General features: G+C 71.9%; 4 protein-coding genes and 1 pseudogene. All 5 read left to right on the forward strand.

All coding sequences use genetic code 11. The features are described 5' to 3' along the window. Window positions 1-63 precede the first annotated feature (63 nt). Window positions 64-900: a MetQ/NlpA family ABC transporter substrate-binding protein gene (locus tag AB8Z36_RS31780; RefSeq protein WP_369216850.1), complete on the forward strand. Its 837-nt coding sequence runs from the start codon at window positions 64-66 to the stop codon at window positions 898-900. A 2-nt stretch (window positions 901-902) separates the two neighbouring features. After that, the gene (locus AB8Z36_RS31785) at window positions 903-1,736 is read left to right on the forward strand and encodes a MetQ/NlpA family ABC transporter substrate-binding protein (RefSeq protein WP_369216851.1); all 834 of its coding nucleotides are present in this window, start codon (window positions 903-905) and stop codon (window positions 1,734-1,736) included. A 184-nt stretch (window positions 1,737-1,920) separates the two neighbouring features. Further along, on the forward strand, window positions 1,921-2,604 hold the full coding sequence (locus AB8Z36_RS31790) for a GNAT family N-acetyltransferase (RefSeq protein ID WP_440582048.1): 684 nt from the start codon (window positions 1,921-1,923) through the stop codon (window positions 2,602-2,604). A gap of 154 nt (window positions 2,605-2,758) precedes the next feature. Further along, window positions 2,759-3,973, forward strand: a complete 1,215-nt coding sequence (gene cbiE, locus AB8Z36_RS31795; RefSeq protein ID WP_369216853.1) for a precorrin-6y C5,15-methyltransferase (decarboxylating) subunit CbiE — start codon at window positions 2,759-2,761, stop codon at window positions 3,971-3,973. A 359-nt stretch (window positions 3,974-4,332) separates the two neighbouring features. Next, window positions 4,333-4,747, forward strand: a pseudogene (locus tag AB8Z36_RS31800) (hypothetical protein); the annotation flags it as partial.

Consider the following 4,747-nt stretch of genomic DNA (forward strand, 5'->3'; position numbering starts at 1 on the left):
CGCCCGCAATCTTCCCCGCCCACCCGCGCGGGGCCGCACCACCCATGGAGAAAGGCACTTTTCGTGCGTAACACCGCCAAGATCACCACCGCTGTCCTCGCCGCCGGAGCCCTCACCCTCGGGCTCTCCGCCTGCGGCTCCGAGGACTCCGCCGCCGACAAGGACGGCAAGCTCATCGTCGCCGCGACGCCGACGCCGCAGGGCGCGATCCTGACCTACGTCCAGCAGAACCTCGCCAAGAAGGCGGGCCTGGACCTGGAGGTCAAGGAGTTCACGGACTACGTCACGCCGAACACCGCCGTGCAGCAGGGCGAGGTCTTCGCCAACTACTTCCAGCACAAGCCCTACCTCGACGACTTCAACAAGAAGAACGGCACGGACATCGTGCCCGTCAAGGGGGCCACGGTTCACCTGGAGCCGCTCGGCGTCTACTCCAAGAGCCTCAAGAAGCTCGGCGACCTGAAGAACGGCTCCACCGTCGCGGTGCCCAACGACACCACCAACGAGGCGCGCGCCCTCAAGCTCCTCGCGGACAACGGCATCATCGAGCTGAAGAAGGGCGTCGGCTACGAGGCGACCCCCAAGGACATCGCCAAGAACCCCAAGAACCTGAAGTTCAAGGAACTGGAGGCGCCCACGCTGCCGCGCAGCCTGGCCGACGTCGACGCCGCGGTGATCAACGGCAACTACGCCCTGGAGGCCAAGCCCGCGCTCAGCCCCGCCAAGGACGCCCTCGTCGCCGAGAAGGCCAAGGGCAACCCCTACGGCAACTTCCTCGCCGTGAAGAAGGGCGACGAGAACGACCCGCGCGTGAAGAAGCTCGCCAAGCTCCTCACCTCGCCCGAGGTCAAGAAGTTCATCGAGGACAAGTACGACGGCGCCGTCGTCGCGGCGTTCTGATCATGCGTACGTCCCTCATCGCTGCCGCGGCCGGGTCCCTCGCCCTCACGCTGGGACTCACTGCGTGCGGCGCGGGCACGGACGGCGGACCGAAGGGCTCCGGCGGCGGCACGCTCGTCGTCGGGGCCACCCCGACCCCGGCGGGCGAAGTCCTCACGTACGTCAAGGACCACCTCGCCAAGAAGGCGGGCCTGGACCTGGAGATCAAGGAGTTCACGGACTACGTCACGCCGAACACCGCGCTCCAGGAGGGTTCCCTCGACGCCAACCTGTACCAGCACACCCCGTACCTCAAGGACTTCAACACGTCCAAGAAGACGGACCTGGTCCCGGTGACCGAGGTGTACCTGCCCCCGATGGGCGTGTACGCGCACAAGACCAAGGACGTGCGCGGACTCCGCACCGGCGCGACCGTGGCCGTGCCCAACGACACGACCAACGAGGGCCGCGCGCTCCAGCTCCTCGCCTCCCGGGGCGTGATCGGGCTCAAGAAGGGCGTCGGCGGCACCGCCACGCCCGCCGACATCACCGCCAACCCGAAGAAGCTGGACATCAAGCCGCTCGACCCCGCGCAGCTCCCGCGCTCGCTCGACGACCTCGACGCGGCGGTCATCAACAACAACTACGCGCTGGACGCCGGGCTCAGCCCCAAGAAGGACGCCATCCTCCTGGAGTCCCCGAAGGGCAATCCCTACAACAACGTCCTCGCCGCCAAGAAGGGCGAGGAGGACGACCCGCGGATCGCGAAGCTGGCGAAGCTGCTCACGTCGCCCGAGGTGAAGAAGTTCATCGAGGACAGGTACAAGGGCTCCGTCCTGCCCGTCGCCGCCCGCTGAGCACCGGCCGGACGGCGTCCCGCGCGCGGGACGCCGGCAACTCGTCCACGGCTCGGCCCCGCCTCGTTCACGGGGTCCCCTCCCTCGCCGGGAGAGGACCCCGTGGTGCGTCTGGGCCCGTGCATGCTGCATGCTGGGCACTTCGGAAGGCCTGAAGGCGAAGGTGCACGAGGTCTATGACGGTATGGAGCGGCGCATGACAACAGCCTCCTCGGGTGCGGCAGGCTCATCGGTCTTCCCCGACATCTCCATCAGCACGGAGCGGCTGGTGCTGCGCCCCCTCGAAGAGGCGGACGTCCCCGCGTACGCGGAGATGATGAACGACGAACTCGTCACGGCCTGGACGTCCGTCCCCGAGCCCTACACCGAGGACCACGCGCGCACCTGGATCACCGGCCTGGCCCCCGCCGAGCGCACCGAGGGCCGCGGCATCGTCCTCGCCGTCACCGAGTTCCTCACCCAGCGCCTTGTGGGCATCATCCAACTCCGTGCCACCGACTGGCGGGTGCGCTCCACCGAGCTGAACTACGTGGTGGCCCCCTGGGCCCGCGGCGAGGGCTACGCCTCCGAGGCCGCGCTCGCCACCGCGCAGTGGCTCTTCCACGACCAGGCGTTCGAACGCATCGAACTGCGCACCGCCGCCGACAACACCGCCGCGCAGCAGGTCGCCCAGAAGATCGGCTGCATCAGCGAGGGCGTCCTGCGCGGCGCCTGGATAGCGCGCGTCAGAAACGGCGGCGACCCCTTCGGCGGCTGGCTCGACGCGCGCACCGACCTCATCGTCTGGAGCCTGCTCCCCGAAGACCTCGAAGGCGTCTCCGAGAGCCTCGCCGAGAGCGGCTTCTCCGCCTTCTCCGACTGGAACTGAGCCCGCCTCCTTCCGGCGCGCGCGAGCGGCCGCGCCACCCGGGCGCACACCCTGTCCAGCGGGTACGCTCGCTGCCTGCCGCCCCCGAGGGCGCGCCCCGCACCACCACCGCCCCGCACACCCGACCCGCGAGAACCCAGGAGACGAAACGACGATGGCCGACCGGGTCACGGTGATCGGCTGGGACGGTACGCCGCTGACCGCCGCGGCACGCTCCGCGCTCAGCGCCGCCACGCTCGTGGCGGGCGCCGCCCACCACCTGGCGCTGGACGAGGTCCCCGCCCGCGCGGAGCGGATCCGCCTCGGCAGCGTGGGCCTCGCCGCCCGCCGCATCGCCGCCCACCGCGGCACCGCCGTGGTCCTCGCCGACGGCGACCCCGGCTTCTTCGGTGTCGTACGCACCCTGCGCGCCCCCGAATTCGGCCTGGAGGTCGAGGTCGTGCCCGCCGTCTCCTCCGTCGCCCAGGCCTTCGCCCGCGCGGGCATGCCCTGGGACGACGCCGAGGTCGTCGTCGCCCACCGCCGCACCCTGCGCCGCGCCGTGAACGTCTGCCGCGCCCACGCCAAGGTCGCCGTCCTCACCTCGCCGGGCGCGGGCCCCGCCGAACTCGGCCTGCTGCTCGAAGGCGTCCACCGCACCTTCGTGATCTGCGAGGAGCTCGGCACCGACCGCGAGCGGGTCTCGGTGGTCACCTCCGACAAGGCCGCCGACCACGCCTGGCGCGACCCCAACGTCGTCATCGTCATCGGCGGTGCCGCCGCCTCGTCCGACACCGGCTGGATCGCCGGGCGCGAACCGGCCGCCGCGCCGCGCGGCTGGGCGCTGCCCGCCGCCGAGTACGGCGGCGACATCTGGCTCGGCGAGGGCGAGAACGACCGGCTGCGGGCCGCGCAACTCGCCCGCACCGGACCGCGCGTGGGGGACCTCGTCTGGGACATCGGCTGCGGCAGCGGGGCCTTCACCGCCGAGGCGGCCCGCTTCGGCGCCGCCGTGATCGCCGTCGACCGGGACGCCGACGCCCTCGGCCGCACCACCGCGGCCGTGCGCCGCTTCGGCGTCCAGGCCCAGACCGTGCACGGTGTCGCCCCGCACGTCCTTGAGGACCTGCCCGAACCCGATGTCGTGCGGGTGGGCGGCGGGGGACCGGCGGTCGTCTCCGCGGTCGCCGACCGCCGCCCGGAGCGCATCGTCACCCACGCCGCGACCCGCGACGCCGCCGAACTCATCGGCAGGGACCTGAGCGAACACGGGTACGCCGTGGAGTGCGCCCTGCTCCAGTCCGTGGAACTGGACACGCGGGCCTGGCGGGAGGAGAAGCGGACGGTTGCGTTCCTGCTCTCGGGGCGTCTCCTGGACCGTTCCCCGTGAGCCTGCCGCGAGGCGGCGCGGGGTAGGCTGGCCGATCGTTGTACCGCACTCGGGTGTCCGGCGATCCACTGATCGGGGTCCGGAAAATCCACCCGTACTGGGGGGTGCGTGTGGTACGGCGGAGCACCGGAGGGCGCGCAACGTGGCGCAGTCCACAGCGGACCGTGGCCGATCACGCTGCCACGGCGGCGGACCGACCGGGACAATACCTCTTGTCCGGTGAGCGGTTCGTGCCGCTCGGCGCACACGCTCGTTGAGGATGACGGGCGGGTGGTGCGCCGCTCCGGGCGATGGGACCTCCCCGGCCGAAGACGGCGGGGCGGTCGAAGAAGCACTAACCGATGGGCGAGGGGTTACGCATGACCGACACCGGCCAGGTCCCGGGCGAGGGACTGCCGGAGGGCGCAGGCAACGGTGTTCCTTCCGGGCCCGTGCAGGGCATGGGGGCGCAGCAGCCGGGCGTTCCCGCACCGGGTGCGTATCCGTTCACGGCCCCGGCCGGCCCCGCCGCTTCTTCCGCCGATGACGACGACCTGCTCTTCATGCCGGGCTCCCAGGGAGCCTGGAGCGAGGCGCAGCCTGCGGCGCACGGTGCCGCGCAGGGCCAGCCGCAGGCGGCCCATGTGCCGGGACCGCACGAGGCGTCCGGCCGGGACAGCGGCTCGGTCGACCTGAACGGCGTCCGCATGCCCGCCGCCGCGTCCGCCGCGTCCGCCGCGTCCCACCCCGGGCCCGCCCGTCGTCCGCTGCACCATGGCCCGACCGGTCCCTCCG

The organism is Streptomyces flavofungini (assembly GCF_041028215.1).
Lineage (GTDB): Bacteria > Actinomycetota > Actinomycetes > Streptomycetales > Streptomycetaceae > Streptomyces > Streptomyces flavofungini_B.

Bases quoted from the DNA above. Each gene is read 5' to 3' on its own strand.
- AB8Z36_RS31790 (WP_440582048.1), top strand. From the start codon at position 1,921: ATGGAGCGGCGCATGACAACAGCCTCCTCGGGTGCGGCAGGCTCATCG.
- AB8Z36_RS31785 (WP_369216851.1), top strand. From the start codon at position 903: ATGCGTACGTCCCTCATCGCTGCCGCGGCCGGGTCCCTCGCCCTCACG.
- cbiE (WP_369216853.1), top strand. From the start codon at position 2,759: ATGGCCGACCGGGTCACGGTGATCGGCTGGGACGGTACGCCGCTGACC.